This window comes from Cupriavidus ulmosensis, assembly GCF_977008105.1.
In genome coordinates, this window is the sequence record NZ_CDRMWP010000002.1 from 1,475,161 (window position 1) to 1,489,380 (window position 14,220).

The 14,220-nt window shown below is 71.5% G+C and carries 15 protein-coding genes; 9 read left to right on the forward strand and 6 right to left on the reverse strand.

The genetic code is table 11. The annotated features are described in order from the left end of the window. Positions 1-381 precede the first annotated feature (381 nt). The 7 genes from ACWTPI_RS26250 to ACWTPI_RS26280 all read left to right on the forward strand — a co-directional run bounded on the left by ACWTPI_RS26250 (position 382) and on the right by ACWTPI_RS26280 (position 6,938). Positions 382-1,041, forward strand: coding sequence for a CDP-alcohol phosphatidyltransferase family protein (locus tag ACWTPI_RS26250; RefSeq protein ID WP_020204850.1), 660 nt, complete (start codon positions 382-384; stop codon positions 1,039-1,041). Positions 1,042-1,047: 6 nt separating this feature from the next. Beyond that, positions 1,048-2,838, forward strand: a complete 1,791-nt coding sequence (locus ACWTPI_RS26255) for a bifunctional alpha/beta hydrolase/class I SAM-dependent methyltransferase (RefSeq protein ID WP_454733175.1) — start codon at positions 1,048-1,050, stop codon at positions 2,836-2,838. After that, complete coding sequence (locus ACWTPI_RS26260; protein ID WP_454733176.1) at positions 2,838-4,259, forward strand: phosphatase PAP2/dual specificity phosphatase family protein; 1,422 nt, start codon at positions 2,838-2,840, stop codon at positions 4,257-4,259. Before ACWTPI_RS26255 ends, ACWTPI_RS26260 begins: the two co-directional genes overlap by 1 nt. After that, on the forward strand, positions 4,240-4,719 hold the full coding sequence (locus tag ACWTPI_RS26265; protein WP_454733177.1) for a hypothetical protein: 480 nt from the start codon (positions 4,240-4,242) through the stop codon (positions 4,717-4,719). Before ACWTPI_RS26260 ends, ACWTPI_RS26265 begins: the two co-directional genes overlap by 20 nt. Positions 4,720-4,725: 6 nt before the next feature. Beyond that, a complete protein-coding gene (locus tag ACWTPI_RS26270; protein ID WP_454733178.1) occupies positions 4,726-5,361 on the forward strand; it encodes a lysophospholipid acyltransferase family protein in 636 nt (211 codons plus the stop codon). Positions 5,362-5,366: 5 nt separating this feature from the next. Next, a complete protein-coding gene (locus ACWTPI_RS26275) occupies positions 5,367-6,329 on the forward strand; it encodes a phosphatidate cytidylyltransferase (RefSeq protein ID WP_020204855.1) in 963 nt (320 codons plus the stop codon). A gap of 285 nt (positions 6,330-6,614) precedes the next feature. Continuing rightward, the gene (locus ACWTPI_RS26280) at positions 6,615-6,938 is read left to right on the forward strand and encodes an H-NS family nucleoid-associated regulatory protein (protein WP_029044000.1); all 324 of its coding nucleotides are present in this window, start codon (positions 6,615-6,617) and stop codon (positions 6,936-6,938) included. Positions 6,939-7,016: 78 nt separating this feature from the next. Here the strand turns inward: ACWTPI_RS26280 and ACWTPI_RS26285 are convergent, their stop codons facing one another. The 6 genes from ACWTPI_RS26285 to ACWTPI_RS26310 all read right to left on the reverse strand — a co-directional run bounded on the left by ACWTPI_RS26285 (position 7,017) and on the right by ACWTPI_RS26310 (position 11,738). Continuing rightward, positions 7,017-7,364 carry a copper-binding protein gene (locus ACWTPI_RS26285; protein WP_020204857.1) on the reverse strand — a complete coding sequence of 116 codons (348 nt, stop codon included), beginning with the start codon at positions 7,362-7,364 and terminating at the stop codon, positions 7,017-7,019. Between the two features lie 45 nt (positions 7,365-7,409). After that, on the reverse strand, positions 7,410-7,904 hold the full coding sequence (locus tag ACWTPI_RS26290) for a cupredoxin domain-containing protein (RefSeq protein WP_020204858.1): 495 nt from the start codon (positions 7,902-7,904) through the stop codon (positions 7,410-7,412). A 14-nt stretch (positions 7,905-7,918) separates the two neighbouring features. Then, a complete protein-coding gene (locus ACWTPI_RS26295; protein WP_020204859.1) occupies positions 7,919-9,229 on the reverse strand; it encodes a multicopper oxidase family protein in 1,311 nt (436 codons plus the stop codon). 2 nt (positions 9,230-9,231) lie between these two features. Then, positions 9,232-10,677, reverse strand: coding sequence for a TolC family protein (locus ACWTPI_RS26300; RefSeq protein ID WP_059411786.1), 1,446 nt, complete (start codon positions 10,675-10,677; stop codon positions 9,232-9,234). Between the two features lie 9 nt (positions 10,678-10,686). Beyond that, entirely contained in the window at positions 10,687-11,085 is a 399-nt protein-coding gene (locus ACWTPI_RS26305; protein WP_020204862.1) for a hypothetical protein, read from the reverse strand. 110 nt (positions 11,086-11,195) lie between these two features. Next, a complete protein-coding gene (locus tag ACWTPI_RS26310; protein WP_454733179.1) occupies positions 11,196-11,738 on the reverse strand; it encodes a hypothetical protein in 543 nt (180 codons plus the stop codon). A gap of 179 nt (positions 11,739-11,917) precedes the next feature. Here ACWTPI_RS26310 and ACWTPI_RS26315 point away from each other — a divergent pair, with 179 nt between their 5' ends. Next, positions 11,918-12,595, forward strand: a complete 678-nt coding sequence (locus ACWTPI_RS26315) for a heavy metal response regulator transcription factor (protein ID WP_020204864.1) — start codon at positions 11,918-11,920, stop codon at positions 12,593-12,595. Then, positions 12,592-14,058: a heavy metal sensor histidine kinase gene (locus tag ACWTPI_RS26320; protein ID WP_454733180.1), complete on the forward strand. Its 1,467-nt coding sequence runs from the start codon at positions 12,592-12,594 to the stop codon at positions 14,056-14,058. The genes ACWTPI_RS26315 and ACWTPI_RS26320 overlap by 4 nt, the downstream gene beginning before the upstream one ends. Positions 14,059-14,220: the final 162 nt, after the last annotated feature.

Consider the following 14,220-nt stretch of genomic DNA (forward strand, 5'->3'; position numbering starts at 1 on the left):
ACATGACTCCGGCATGACAATGCTGTCATGCATCAATGGCCGCCCGCGATACGCATCGCGTTTTTCCCGCAGCTTCGCGCAACGCCCGTCTTCCGGCATTCCGGATTCGCGTACTGGCCGGCATCTTCGCTCAAGGGGGCGGCAAGGCGGCCGGGCCTCCGCGCAACTGTGTCGAAAATGTGCCAAAAATCTCGTAAGTTCTTAATGATTGGCGGAAACGCACAATCCGGCTATGCTTGGCCGATTGTCGGGCTTTGCGCACCCCCGCAAGGCGCCCCGGGAGGCAGGGCGCTGGCATGGCGGTAGCCAAACCATGCTGGTGATCGTGACGGACAGACCAAGAACCATAAGGCCCCGGCGGACGCCGGAAAGGCCCCGAACATGACGCTTTATCAGATCAAACCTAAATTCCAGGCGCTGCTGCGGCCGCTGGTGAAGCGCCTTGCCGCGCGCGGCGTGACCGCCAACCAGGTCACGCTCGCGGCCGCCGGCGGCTCGCTGGTGGCGGGCGCGCTGACGGCGGCGCTGGCGTGGCTGCCGGCGGTGTTCCTGCTGATGCCGCTGTGGCTGTTCCTGCGCATGGGCCTCAATGCCATCGACGGCATGCTGGCGCGCGAGCATGGCCAGCAAAGCGTGCTCGGCGCCTATCTCAACGAACTCGGCGACATCGTTTCCGATCTGGCGCTGATCCTGCCGTTCGCTGCCGTGGCGCCCTTCGGCGCCGGCGAGGTGGTCGGCTTCGCGCTGCTGGCGGTGGTGGTCGAATGCGCGGGGCTGATCGGGCCGCTGGCCGGCGCCAGCCGCCGCTACGACGGCCCGCTCGGCAAGAGCGACCGCGCGCTGGTGCTCGGCGCGCTCGGCCTGTGGATCGGGCTGGGCCTGGGCGTGGCGCCGGCGGCCCACTGGCTGTGGGGGCTGCTTTCGCTGCTGTCCGTCGCGACCATCGTCAACCGGGTGCGCCACGGCGTGGAGGAGGCCGGGCAGGCCCGCCGCGCCGCCACGCCGCCGCCCGCGGAACCGTCTTCGCAACCCGTGGAGTAAAGCTACGTGGACAGTCTGGATAGTCAAACCGGGCGCACCGCCGTCGAGGCGCAGTTCGAGACGCATGATGGCCAGTCGCTGTTCTACCGCCACTGGCCGGCCAGCGGCGGCGCGGCGCAGGGCGCCGTGGTGCTGTTCCACCGCGGACACGAGCATTCGGGCCGCATCGCCCATCTGGTCGACGAGCTCGACCTGCCCGGCCACGCCTTCTTCGCGTGGGACGCGCGCGGCCACGGCCGCTCGCCCGGCGAGCGCGGCTACAGCCCGGGCCTGGCCACCTCGGTGCGCGACATCCAGACCTTCGTCGACCACATCGCCGCCGCGCACGGCATCCCGGCCAGCCGCATCGCGGTGGTGGCGCAGAGCGTGGGCGCGGTGCTCGCGGCCACCTGGGTGCATGACTACGCGCCGCCGATCCGCGCGCTGGTGCTGGCCTCGCCGGCGTTCAAGGTCAAGCTCTACGTGCCGCTGGCGCGCCCGGGTCTGAAGCTGCTGCACAAGCTGCGCGGCAAGTTCTTCGTCAACAGCTACGTCAAGGCGAAATTCCTCACGCACGATCCCGCGCGCATCGCCAGCTTCGAGCAGGACCCGCTGATCACGCGCCCGATCGCCGTCAACGTGCTGCTGGACCTGTACGAGACCGCCGAGCGCATCGTGGCCGATGCCGCCGCCATCACGGTGCCCACGCAGCTGCTGATCTCGGGCGCCGACTGGGTGGTGCACCGCGCGCCGCAGGACGCCTTCTTCGAGCGGCTCGGCTCGGCCGTGAAGGAACGCATCGTGCTGGACGGCTTCTACCACGACACCCTCGGCGAGCGCGACCGCGCGCAGGCGGTGGCGGCGGCGCGGCGCTTCATCGCGCGCGAGTTCGCCTCGCCGACGGCGCCGGTCTCGCTGCTCGACGCGGACCGCCGCGGCGCGTTCAAGGAGGAGTCCGAGCGCCTGGCCCGGCCGCTGGCGGCGGCCAGCCCCGCCGGCCTGTACTGGGCGCTGACGCGGGCCGGCCTGAAGTTCGGCGGCCTGCTGTCCGAGGGCGTGCGGCTCGGCCACCGGACCGGCTTCGATTCCGGCTCCACGCTGGACTATGTGTACTGCAACCAGGCGCGGGGCCGCTTCGGCATCGGCGCGCTGGTCGACCGCGGCTACCTGGACGCCATCGGCTGGCGCGGCATCCGCCAGCGCAAGGTGCATGTCGAGGAACTGCTCGGCCAGGCCATCGGCGCGCTGCATGGCGCGGGCGTGCCGGTGCGCATCGTCGACATCGCCGCGGGCCACGGCCGCTACGTGCTGGAGGCGCTCGCCGCCCGGACGTTCAACGGCTCGGCCGCGCAGCACGTGCAGAGCATCCTGCTGCGCGACTACAGCGACATCAACGTCGCGCAGGGCCGCGCGCTGATCCGCGCCAAGGGGCTGGCGGACATCGCCCGCTTCGAGAAGGGCGACGCCTTCGACGGCGACGGCCTCGCCGCGCTGGACCCCGCGCCCACGCTGGCCATCGTCTCCGGCCTGTACGAGCTGTTCGGCGACAACGCGCTGGTGGCGCGCTCGCTGGGCGGGCTGGCGCGCGCGGTGGCGCCGGGCGGCTACCTGGTCTATACCGGGCAGCCCTGGCATCCGCAACTGGAGTTCATCGCGCGCGCGCTGACCAGCCACCGCGCGGGCTCGGCCTGGGTCATGCGGCGGCGCCCGCAGGCGGAGATGGACGAGCTGGTGCGCCAGGCCGGTTTCGAGAAGATCGCGCAGCGCATCGATCCGTGGGGCATCTTCACGGTCAGCCTGGCGCGCCGGGTCGCGTGATGCGGCAGGCAGCCGAAGGCGGCCGCGCGCGCGGAGCGAGTGCGGCATCGGCCGGCGCCGTCGCTCCGGCCGATGCCGCCGAGGGCCGTCCCTGGGCGCTGGCGCTGGTACTGCTCGCCGGCATGGGCGCGCTGTTCTTCTCGTCCTACGGGCTGGCCAACTGGCTGGCGAGCCAGCGCGCGGCGGTGCCGTACTTCCATTTCGCGTGGGAGCGCCATATTCCGTTCGTGCCGTGGAGCATCGTGCCGTACTGGTCCATCGACCTGCTCTACGGGCTGTCCTTCTTCCTGTGGCGCACGCGCGCGGCGCTCCTCACGCACGCGAAGCGGCTGCTGGCGGCGCAGCTGATCTCGGTGGCGTGCTTCATCGCGTTCCCGCTGCGCTTCGCCTTCGAGCGCCCGGCCGCCGACGGCCTGCCGGGGCAGCTGTTCACGCTGCTGGGCGGCTTCGACAAGCCGTTCAACCAGGCGCCGTCGCTGCACATCAGCCTGCTGGTGATCCTGTGGGTGGCCTATGCCATGCACGCGCGCGGCGCCTGGCGCTGGCTGCTGCATGGCTGGTTCGCGCTGATCGGCGTCTCGGTGCTGACCACCTACCAGCATCACGCCATCGACGTGCCGACCGGCTGGCTGGTGGGCTGGCTGTGCGTCTTCCTGTTTCCATTCGGCGCGCGCCACGCCGCGGCCGAACCGGCGGCGCGCACGCGCCGGCTTGCGCTGCGCTACGCCGCCGGCGCGCTGGCGGCCGCCGCGCTGGCCTGGCTGGCGCTGCCGGGCTCGGTGCCGGCGGCGCTGCTGCTGGGCTGGCTGGCGCTGGCGCTCGGCTGCGTCGCGGCGATCTACCGGCAGGGCCTGCCGGCGCTGTTCCAGAAGCAGGCGGACGGCAGCATGCCGATGGCCGCGCGCTGGGTGCTGGCGCCGTACCAGCTCGGCGCCTTCGCCAATTCGCGCTGGTGGACGCGCCGCCGGCCGCAGGCCAGCGAGATCGCGCCGGGCGTGTGGGTGGGCCGCTTCCCCAATGCGGCGGAACTGCGCCGGCTCGGCGCCGACGCCGTGCTCGACCTGACCGCGGAGCTGCCGCGGCTGGCGCCCGCCGCCGTGGCCTACCGCTGCGTGCCGGTGCTGGACCTGACCGTGCCGCCACCCGCGCAACTGGACGAAGCGGTGGCCATACTGGAGGCATGGCACGGCCAGGGCCGCAAGGTGCTGGTCTGCTGCGCGCTCGGTTATTCGCGCAGCGCGCTGGTGGCCGCCGCGTGGCTGGCCGCGCGCGCCACGGGCGAGCCGCTGGCGCTGCTGCGCGAGCGCCGCCCGCAGGTGGTGCTGGGAGCGGACAGCGTGGCGGCGCTGGCGGCATTCATCGGCCGCAGGCAGGCCGCGCAGTTTTCGGGAGAGGCAAGCGATGCCGGACGCATTGAATAACGAGGACGACGACAGCCGGCGCGACGCCGAGGCCGCGCGCTGGGTGGCGCTGGCCGCGGTGGGCGGCCTCGACGCCGCGGTCCGGCTGACCTGGGCCGGGCTGGTGCTGGCGCTGATCAACGTGCTGCTGGCCGGCACGCTGTCGCCGGCGGGCACGGTCTACCTGGCGCTGGGCATCGTCGCCGCGCTGGCCGGCGCGCTGCAACTGTGGCTGCTGGTGCGCGTCACCATCGACCGGCCTTTGTTCGCGGCGCTGGCGGCGGACCCCGCGCCCGGCGCGCCGCTGGCGGCGCTGGATCATGCGCTGCGGCAGCTGGGCTGGCTGCGGCGCGCCGCGCCGGGCGAGCCCGGCCGCAGTCTCGCGCAGCGCGCCCGCGGCGCGCTGCGCTTCCTTCCGTGGGCCGCGGCGCTGGCCGCGCTGCAATTGCTGGCGGCCCTGCTGTTGCTTCTGCTGAGATAACGAGCCATGTGGTTTTCCAAGCTGGTGGCGCGCGCCATCATCCTGTTCGCGCGCCTGCTCACGGGCATGCAGGCACGCTGGAACGGCTGCCTGCCGGCGGCCGTGCAGCGCGTCTATTTCGCCAACCACAGCAGCCACGGCGACTTCGTGCTGATCTGGGGCTGCCTGCCGCCGGACCTGCGCCGGCTGACGCGGCCGGTGGCGGGCGCGGACTACTGGAACCGGTCGGCCGTGCGCCGCTTCATCGGGCGGGACGTGTTCAACGCCCTGCTGATCGACCGCAGCGGTGGCGGTCACGAGGGCGGCGGCGCCGACCCGGTGGCGCTGATGAAGGCGGCGGTGCTGCGGGGCGACTCGCTGATCCTGTTTCCCGAGGGCACGCGCAACACCACCGACGCGCGGCTGCTGCCGTTCAAGAGCGGCATCTATCACCTGGCGCGCGTGTGCGGCAACGTGGAGTTCGTGCCGGTGTGGATCGACAACCTCAACCGCGTGATGCCCAAGGGCGAGGTGGTGCCGGTGCCGCTGCTGTGCACGGTGACGTTCGGCAAGCCGCTGACCCTCGGCGCGGAAGAAGCCAAGGACGATTTCCTGGCGCGTTGCCGCGCGGGCCTGCTGGCGCTGGCGCCGGCGCTGGAGTAAGGACCATGATGCATTCGTATCCGGCTGTGCTGCGCGAGACCTGGCTGCTGTTCGCGGCGGTGTTCGGCGTGCTGGTGCTGGCTTCCGCGGTGACGGCGCTGCTGCGCTGGCGCGTCGCCGGCGGCCGCCCGCACGCGGTGATCGACAACCTCGGCGCGCGCGTGTCGGCGTGGTGGTGGATGATCGGCGTGTTGGGCGTGGCCTTCGTGCTGGGGCGCACCGCCATCATCGTGCTGTTCTACCTGCTGTCGTTCTTCGCGCTGCGCGAGTTCGTCACCATCACCACCACGCGGCGCGGCGACCACCGCGCCATCGTGGCGGCGTTCTTCGTGTTCCTGCCGCTGCAATACGTGCTGGTCTACATCGGCTGGTACGGGCTGTTCTCGATCCTGATCCCGGTCTACGCCTTCCTGATCCTGCCGATCCTGTCGGCGCTCTCCGAGGAAACCACGCGCTTCCTGGAGCGCTGCGCGGGCGTGCAGTGGGCGGTGATGGTGTGCGTGTTCTGCGTCTCGCACGTGCCCGCGCTGCTGACGCTGCCGATTCCCGGCTTCGAGGACCGCAACCTGCTGCTGATCGCCTTCCTGGTGATCGTGGTGCAGGGCAGCGACGTGCTCCAGTACGTGTGGGGCAAGCTGTGCGGCCGGCGCAAGATCGCGCCGCTGCTGTCGCCGTCCAAGACCGTGGAAGGGTTTGTCGGCGGCGTGGCCAGCGCCACCGCGCTGGGCGCCTCGCTGTGGTGGATCACGCCCTACGGCTCGCCGTGGAAGGCCGGCCTGATCGCGCTGGTGATCGCGCTGATGGGCTTTCTCGGCGGGCTGGTGATGTCGGCCATCAAGCGCGACCGCGGCATCAAGGACTGGGGCCACATGATCCAGGGCCACGGCGGCATGCTTGACCGGCTCGACTCGGTGGTGTTCGCCGCGCCGGTGTTCTTCCACATCACGCGCTACTGGTGGGTGCCCTGAGGCGCCGCCGGGATTTTGCCGGCCTGATGTCTCGCGGGGCAATTCCCTGCCGGCGTCAGGGAAATCAAGGGCAACTGGCGCCATTGTGGTGCAACCACCGGCGCGCCTTGGCCCGGCCATGCGGGCGCGGAACCTGTCGTGAAATAATCCGTAGGAATTGTCTCTGCCAGCATTGGCGCAAGACCCTGTAAAATCTCGGGCGACAGGCGGCACGACCCGCCGGATTACCCCCCTTCCTTCGCTTTGCCGGCCCATCCTTGCCGGCAAGGTCAATTACGAAAGTCCATGTCAGAGTCTGATGAAGCCAGAATAGCCGCGGCGGCGTGGGTCCGTGAGCAGATGGATCGCCACGGCCTCACGTTCGACGATTTGGTTGAAGCCGGCTGTTTTGCCGAAGCGCAGCCGGACGAGGGCGACGAGCCCGATGCGCCGAGTGCGCCGGCGGCCGGCGCGGCGGAAGCGGCCACGCTCCCGGCAGCCCCGAAGCCGGCCAAGCCCCTCTACCGCAACGCCCTCGGGCAGAGCTGGGACGGCACCGGCGAGCGCCCGGAATGGCTGCAGCGCGCGGTAAACGCCGGCCAGTCGGTGGAGTTCTTCCGGGTCGAATAGCCGCCGGCAGCCACGCGCCGCCAGATAATCGGCGGACAATCGCCGGACAGCCGCCGGTTCGCGCGCGGCAAGGCGCGCCTATTGCGCCGGCGCCACCTCCAGCGCCGTGACCGTCAGCGCGCCGTCGACGCGCTCCACGGTGAATCTCACGCGGTCGCCTTCCTTGACCCGCCCGATCATGGCGGGGTCCCGCACGCGGAAGATCATGGTCATGGCCGGCATGTCGAGGTTGACGATGGGGCCATGCCTGATGGTCAGCTTGCCCGCCGCGGCATCCACCTTGCGGATTTCGCCTTCGGTCAGCGGGGTTTGCGCCTGCGCGGCGGCGGTGGCGTCAGCGCCGGTGTTGCCGGCTGCGACGGCGGGCAGCGCGGCGGCGGCGCCGAGCAGCGCCAGCAGGGCGATCAGGTATCGACTGGTCTTCATGTCGTGTTTTCCTTGTGTGTTGATATTCAGCAGGCGCGGCCCGATTCAGCGCACGCGCACTTCGCCGCGCATGCCGGCGTCGTAGTGGCCGGGCTGCAGGCACGCGAACGGCACGCGGCCGCCCCGCGGGAAGCGCCAGACCAGCTCGCCGCTCTGGCCGGCATCGAGCGTGACGGCGCCGGGATCGGCATGCTCCATCTCCGGCATCTTCAGCATGGCGGCGTAATGGGCCTTGAGGTCGGCCTCGTCGGCGATCACCATCTCATGGCGCAGCCGGCCGGCATTGCGCACCACGAAACGGATCGTTTCGCCGGCGCGGACCTCGACGTGCGGCGGCGAGAAACGCATGTCGTCGCCCATGTCGATGGCGATGGTGCGCGTGACCCGGGCGGCGTCGCCGGGCTGGCCGGCGGTGCCGGCATCGTCATGGCGGCCGGCATGGTTGCCGGCGGCCAGCGCAGAAGACAGCGTGGAAGACAGCGCGAGCGCGCCGGCCAGCGCCAGCAGTGCGCGGGCCGCGCGGGATTTCGGTCGGTTCATGTCGGGTCTCCTGGTCAGGGGCGTCGCGCCGGCTTGCCGGCGGACTCGGTGTATTCGAAGGCAACCGTGCCCTTGGGATGGCGGTACCAGCCCGGGTCGCGGTAGTCGTTGCGGCCCAGGCCGGCGCGCACCTTGAGCACGCTGAACATGCCGCCCATCTCGATCGGCCCGAACGGGCCTTGCCCGCTCATCATCGGCAGGGTGTTGTCGGGCAGCGGCATCTCCATGCTGCCCATGTCCGCCATGCCGGCCTCGCCCATCGACATGTAGTCCGGCACCAGCGCGCTCATGCGCTTGGTGAGCTCTTTTTGCCGGACGCCGATCATGGTGGGAACCTGGTGGCCCATCGCGTTCATGGTGTGGTGCGACTTGTGGCAGTGGAAGGCCCAGTCGCCCGGGTTGTCGGCCACGAACTCGATGGCGCGCATCTGGCCCACGGCCACGTCGGCGGTGACTTCGGGCCAGCGCGCCGACGGCGGCACCCAGCCGCCGTCGGTGCCGGCCACCTCGAAGCGGTGGCCGTGCAGGTGGATCGGGTGGTTGGTCATGGTCAGGTTGCCGAAGCGGATGCGCACGCGGTCGCCGAGCCGCGCGGGCAGGCTGTCGATGCCGGGGAACACGCGGCTGTTCCAGGTCCACATGTTGAAGTTGGTCATCTCGGCCACGCGCGGCGTGTAGGAGCCCGGATCGATGTCGTAGGCGGCGATCAGGAAGACGAAGTCGCGGTCGACCTGCATCTGCGCCGGGTCTTTCGGATGCACCACGATGAAACCCATCATGCCCATCGCCATCTGCACCATCTCGTCGGAATGCGGGTGGTACATGAAGGTGCCGGCGTGCTTCATCTCGAACTCGTAGACGAAGGTCTTGCCCGGCGGGATGTGCGGCTGCGACAGGCCGCCCACGCCGTCCATGCCGGCCGGCAGGATGACGCCGTGCCAGTGCACGGTGGTGTGCTCGGGCAGCTTGTTGGTGACGAAGATGCGGACCTTGTCGCCTTCCACGCATTCGATGGTGGGGCCCGGGCTCTGGCCGTTGTAGCCCCACAGGTGCGCCTTCATGCCGGGCGCGAACTCGCGCTCGACCGGCTCGGCCACCAGGTGGAATTCCTTCCAGCCTTGCCGCATGCGCCACGGCAGGCTCCAGCCGTTGAGCGTGACCACGGGGTTGTAGGGCCGGCCGGAGGCGGGCTGGAGCGGTGCCTGCGTGGCGGGGCTCGATTGCAGCGCGGCTTCGGGCAGCGCGGCGGCGCCGGCGCGCGACACCAGCGCCGCGCCGAGCATGGCGGCGCCGGAGCCATGCAGGAATTGTCTTCGGGTGACCATGTTCAGTTTCCTTTGGGCTGGGCGGCGGCCGGGGCGGACCCGGCGGGCGGCGGGGAGGGCGGGGGCGCATCGGCGCCGGGCAGGCGTCCGCCCAGCGTGGCCTGCAGGTCGGTCTCGGCCAGCCAATATTCGCGCAGCGCGTCGAGATAGCCGTTGACCGCGTTGACCTGCTCGCGCGCGTCGGCCAGCAGTTCGAACACGCTGACCAGCATGCCGTTGTAGCGCAGCAGGTCTTCGTCGGTGATGCGCTTGCGCAGCGGCACCACCTCGTCGCGGTAGTGCCGCGCGATGTCGTAGCGCGCCTGGTAGCCGGCATAGTTCTCGCGCACTTCCGAGCGCGCGTCGACCGCGCTTTCCGCCAGGCGCGCGGCGGCCTGCATGTAGACGGCCTCGGCCCGCGCCACGCGCGCGCCGCCCCAGTCGAACAGCGGGATCTCGATATTGATGCCGTAGCCGCTCTCGGTGGGCTTGGCCGTCTCCGAGTTGCGCAGGTAGGCCACGTCGATCACGCTGACGAAGCGCGTGGCGCGCGTGAGGCCGAGCGAGCGCGCCAGGCTTTCCAGCTGCACGCGGCCGGCCTGCAGGTCGAGCCGGTTGCCGATGGCATAACCCTCCAGGTCGGTGAGCGCGGGACGGGCCTTGGGCAGGTCCGGCAGGCGTTCGGGCAGGCGGTATTGCGCGCCGGTGCCCCACAGGCCGAGGCGGCGCGTGAGCTGCTCGCGCGCGGCCAGCGCCTGCTGGCGCGCGCGCGCCAGCTGCGCGGCGGCGTCCGCATAGAAGGCCTGCTCGCGCGCGTGGTCCAGCGCGCTGACGTTGCCGGCGCGCGCGAGGTCGCGCGCGAACAACGCGCCGGTCTCGGCGGCGTGCCTGACCTGCTCGGCGTAGCGCGCCGCCTGTTCCGCCGCGACCGCGTTGACGAAGGCGCGGCGGGTGGCGAACGCCTGCCGCAGCAGCGTATCGGCCACCGCCAGCCGGGCCTGCGCGAAGCGGTCCTGCTCGATGCGCGCCACCAGCGGCAGCGTCAGCAGGTTGACCAGGCCCACGGCGATGGCGCGGTCGATCTTGAGGTCGTCGCCCTGGCGCGTGCGGCTGAAGGAAAAGCCGGGGTTGGGCAGGCGCGTGGCCTGCACGTATTCGGCTTCCGAGATGCCGAGCTCGGCGAAGGCGGCCTGCAGGCCGGCGTTGTTGAGCAGCGCGATCTGCACCGCGCTGTCGGCATCGAGCGGCTCGGCCAGCAGCGCCTGGGTGCGGCGGTAGGCCTCGGCGCGGTCCTGGTCGGAGCGCACCCAGAGCGCGTCCTGGCCGAGCCGCTGGCGCGCGGCCTCGGCGGCGGTGCCGAAGCCGCCGTCATCGGTGAAGCTGGCGCAGCCGGCCAGCAGCAGCGCGCAGGCGGCCGCGGCCAGCCCCGCCCTGGATGCCGCCGGGCGCCCGGGAAATGGAAAAGACATGCGGCTTCCTCAGTGATGGTGGGTGTGCCCGCCGGGCGCCGGGGCAGCCGCGCCGGCATTGCCCGGCGCGGCCGGCATCGGCATGGCGCCGGTGTCGGGCGCCGCGTTCCCGGCCGCGCCGGGCGTGACCTGCGCATTGGTCTGGCGCCACGGCGCGACCGGCTGCGCCTGGAACGGCAGATAGCCGGCCAGCACGTCCGGTGACGGCAGCGGCGGCACCGCGGCGCCGGGATCGAGCGGATCGCCGGGCGTGGCGGCGGGGCTGGCGGACGGATCGACCGGCTTGTTGGCGGATTGACCGGCGGACGGACCGGCAGGCGTCGCGGCGGGCGCGCCGCCGGACTGCGCCGACGCCAGGGCCGGCCCGAGCAACAGGCAGGCCGCCGCCAGGATGCGGACGTATTGCATGACAACCTCAGTGTTCGTGGGGTGCGCCGCGGTCGGCGCGGGAAGGGCCGACCCGGAAGATCAACCCTGGAACGGACTTCGGCGAGCGTGCGATGGACGCACCTCGGGTGTCAGCAGCGTGCGGCGGGCGGACGGTCGGAGGGGGCGGGGAGGAAACCCGCGAAGGCGGCGAGCGCCGCCTGCGGCGCGGCATGGCCGTGGCTGGCCAGCGCGAGTTCGGGGAGGATGGTGGGGATCACCGCGCCGGCGGCGCAGGCCGCGCAGGCGCTGCACGTGCCGCCGGCGCCGTGACCGGCGTGGTGGTGGCCGGCGTGCGGGTCGGCGGGATGCAGCGCGAGCGGCCCGGCGGCGGCCATATCGTCGTCGTCGGCAGCGGCGGGCATCTCGTGCGCCGCCGCGTCGTCATGGCAATGCTCGCCGGCGAGCGCCGCTTCCGCCGCCGACTTCATGGCGGCGTGGCGCAGCATCATCGACTCGATGGCCGGCGAATCGACCGAGATCGCGGCCATCGCCGCCGCCGGCATGGCGTGGTGGTGCGGCGCCCGGATCGACTGCGCGGTGCTGCATACCATCATGACCGCCGCCGCGATGCTCTGTGCGGGCAGCGCGATCATGGCAAGGCACAACAGGAAGCAGCGGAGGGCGCGTTTCATCGAAACCGGGCAAAAATGGATGCGGTATTGTACCCGCATTGAAAGCCGCCTGAGCGTGACGCGAACATGACAATGTTGACATGTTCGGCCGCGGCCGTGCTTCCTCGTATAGCGTGTCGGCTTGGCGGGGCCGGGCCGATGGCGGCAAACGGCCGCACGCCGGCCCGGAGTGAACGGAAATGCGCATACTGATCGTGGAAGACGAGCCCAAGGCGGGGGACTACCTGCGCAAGGGCCTGAGTGAATCCGGTTTCGTGGCGGATCTGGCGCGCGACGGCGTGGACGGCCTCGCCCACGCGCGCGGGCAGGAATACGACCTGATCGTGCTCGACGTCATGCTGCCCGGCATGGACGGCTGGACCGTGCTGCAGGAACTGCGCCGCGAGCGCGACACGCCGGTGCTGTTCCTGACCGCGCGCGACGAATTGTCCGACCGCCTGAAGGGCCTCGGGCTCGGCGCCGACGACTACATGGTCAAGCCCTTCGCCTTCGCCGAGCTGGTCATGCGCATCCGCACCATCCTGCGGCGCGGGCCGCTGCGCGAGAGCGAGCTGATGGAGGTGGCGGACCTGCAGATCGACACCGTCAAGCGCCGCGTGACGCGCGGCGGGCAGAAGCTCGAGCTGACCTCCAAGGAATTCGCGCTGCTGCAACTGCTGGCGCGCCGCCGTGGCGAGGTGCTGTCGCGCTCGCTGATCGCCTCGCAGGTCTGGGACATGAACTTCGACAGCAACACCAACGTGGTCGACGTCTCCATCCGCCGCCTGCGCGCGAAGGTCGACGACCCGTTTCCGGCCAAGCTGATCCATACCCGCCGCGGCATGGGCTACGTGCTCGACGAAGAGGACGCCCGATGAACGGGGCGCCAGCGCAGGACGGCGGCCTGGCGCGCGCCGTGATGCGCCTGCCGGCCTCGCTGACCGCGCGCATGGCGCTGGCCTACGGCGCGGCCACCGTGGCGATCCTGGTGGCGGTCAGCACCTACCTGGCCGGCGCGCTGGCCACCCAGCTGCAGGACCGCGACGAGGGCGAGTTGGTCAGCGAGGTGCTGCTGGTGCGCCACCTGCTGCGCGAGGTCAGGTCGGAGGCCGAGATCCGCGCCGACACCCATCGCTTCGCCGACCTCGCGCTCGGGCACGAAGGCCTGATCCTGCTGGTGCGCGACAGCCTGGGCGAGCCGCTGGTCACGCTCAACCCGCGCCACGAGCCGGTGCCGGCGCTGCCGGTGCTGCCCGCGGCCACCACGCCGGACAAGTCGCGGCTGCATACCTGGTATCCCCGCAACGGCGTGGCCTCGCGCGGCATCGCCGCGCTCGGCCAGCTGGGCGACAGCGAGCGCACCGTCGAGATCGTGGTGCTGCGCGACGCCGGCTACCGCGCCGCCCTGATGAAGGCCTACCAGTCGCAGATGCTGTGGGCCACGCTGTGCGGCGCCGCGGCCGCCGCCGGCCTCGGCTGCGTGCTGGCGCGGCGCGGCCTGCGCCCGCTGCGGCGCATGGCCGAGGACGCCTCGGCCGTGACCGTGAGCCGGCTCGCCACCCGGCTCGATGCCGGGCAGGCGCCGTCCGAGCTGCGCGTGCTGGTGGACGCGCTCAACGACATGCTGGCCCGTCTCGAAGACGGCTTCCAGCGCCTGTCCGACTTCTCCGCCGACCTCGCGCACGATTTCCGCACGCCCATCAGCAACCTCATCGGCCAGACCCAGGTCACGCTCGGGCAGAACCGCACGGTGCAGGAGTACGAGAGCCTGCTCGAATCCAATCTCGAGGAATACGAGCGCCTGGCCCGCATGATCGAGAACATGCTGTTCCTGGCGCGCGCCGACCATGCCCAGGTCGCCATGAACGTGCGCGAGCTCGACGCGCGCGCCGAGCTCGACAAGGTCGCCGAATACTTCGAGGCCGTGGCCGCCGACCGCGACATCAAGCTGCGGCTGAGCGGGCAGGGCACGGTGCGCGCCGACCAGACCCTGCTGCGCCGCGCCGTGACCAACCTGGTCGACAACGCGCTGCGCCACGCGCCGGCCGGCAGCGCCGTCGACATCCGCGTGGCGGCTGGCAGCGCCGCCACCACCATCCGCGTCGGCAACGGCGGCGCCGGCATCCCGCCCGAAGCGCTGCCGCACGTGTTCGGCCGCTTCTACCGCGGCGATCCCGCGCGCAGCAATTCCTCGTCCTCCGCCGGCCTGGGGCTGGCGATCGTCGACACCATCATGCGCCTGCACGGCGGCAGCGTCAGCGTGCGCAGCCTGCCCGGCGAAACGGTGCTGGAACTGTCGTTCCCGGTCGTGAACGTGCTGGCGCAGCGCGTGGGCGGGTAGGGCGGGGTTGAAACGAAGGCGAGGCGTCGCTTTGGCTCGGCGCTGTCGACAAGACCGGCCCACCGGCTGTGTTCTCCCCTCTCCCATTGCATGGGAGAGGGGAGCAAACCTTCGGCATGCGGAGCGCTGCTGGCAGTCGGGAGCCGCCTTGCGCGGCCCCCC